This window comes from Massilia sp. AB1 (genome assembly GCF_018119385.1).
Taxonomy (GTDB): Bacteria; Pseudomonadota; Gammaproteobacteria; order Burkholderiales; family Burkholderiaceae_D; genus Telluria.
In genome coordinates, this window is record NZ_JAGKSG010000105.1 from 1 (window position 1) to 1305 (window position 1305).

The 1305-nt window shown below is 61.5% G+C and carries 1 protein-coding gene and 1 pseudogene; both read right to left on the bottom strand.

What is annotated here, in order from left to right:
• Positions 1-230, bottom strand: a pseudogene (locus J8847_RS23985) (hypothetical protein); the annotation flags it as partial.
• Positions 231-473: 243 nt separating this feature from the next.
• The coding region (locus tag J8847_RS23990) for a S8 family serine peptidase (RefSeq protein ID WP_211527194.1) at positions 474-1305 on the bottom strand (832 nt) is incomplete at its 5' end.

Sequence of the window (1305 nt, forward strand, 5' to 3'; positions counted from 1 at the left end):
TTCGGCACTTCGATGGCCATGGCGTTCATGCCGAAGATTTCGTGCTTGACGGAACCTTTGGCGGCGGCAACAGCCGATTTCATCTTGGCGGCTGCGCCTGGTTTGAAGGCCACGATGACGCGGGTGGTATCAGGCGCTGCTGCCTGGGCGCCGCCGAAAACGCCGGCTGCGATCAGGGCGGTGAGGCAGATGCTGAGGGATTTCGATGCGCGAGTGACTTGACGTGCCATGAATCTTCTCCGTAAGAATACTTATGGTTATCCGGGCAAAGGGCCGCGGGGGATCGTTGTCTCCACACACATGTGTACACATGTGATCAGTCCAGTGTATTTCGAAAACTTCTACCTAAGCAAACAACTCATCAATCGTGTGGATGAAAACAGACTCATCAGGACAACATTGTTCTTCCAGGACATGAGTTGCCAATAAAGAAGGACGCCGTAGCGTCCTTCTTTATTTCACTACGGGCAGAATTACTTGCCGCAGCCCAGCGACTTGATGCGATCATAGGCTGCTTTTGCCTGCACCAGGCCGTAGCCGTACTTGGTGTCGCGGCCGGCGGTGCCCAGATCTTGCGCGCTGTTGATCAGCGAAGTGCGCATCTGAGCGGCGGTACAGGTCGGGAAGTAGCTCCACACGAGGGCAGCGACTGCCGATACGTGCGGGGTCGCCATCGAGGTGCCGTCGTAGTAGGCGTAGTTGGTCGCCTTCACGCCCACGGTTGCGCTCTGGCCGAGCTGGCCTTTCATCGCCGCGCCATCGGTGTCGGTCGCGGTGACCGACGGGATGTTGGTGACGGTGGTGCCCAGGGTGCCGCCGAAGGCGCCTGCCACGTTGTTGTACACGATGGCGCCGACGCCGCCGCTGGCCTGGCAGTTCGAGACCTTGGTCGCGAAGTCCACGGTGCCGCGTGCGATCAGGCAGACCTTGCCGGAGACAGCAGTGTTGACGGCGTCGCCGATGCCGAAGTCGGCCAGCGCAGCGGTCGCGGTGGTGACCGGCGAGCCTTCCATCGAACCGGGAGCGTAGTTGACGCCGCCGACCGTCAGGACGCCTTCGGTGCCGCCGCCCATCGGGACGGTCGACAGCACGCCGACGCCAGGACCGGCCAGTTCGACCTTGCTGTTGTACTGCGAGAAGGTGGCCCACTGCTTGTTCTCGTCGACCGCGCCGACCATCACCACGCTGCTGTAGCCAGCCGGGTAGGAGATCACGGTGTTGCCGTCGTTGCCGGCAGCGGCAATGTTCAGCACGCCCTTCGAGTAAAGGCTGTCGAAGGCTTTCTGCTCGGTCATGCTGGCGCGG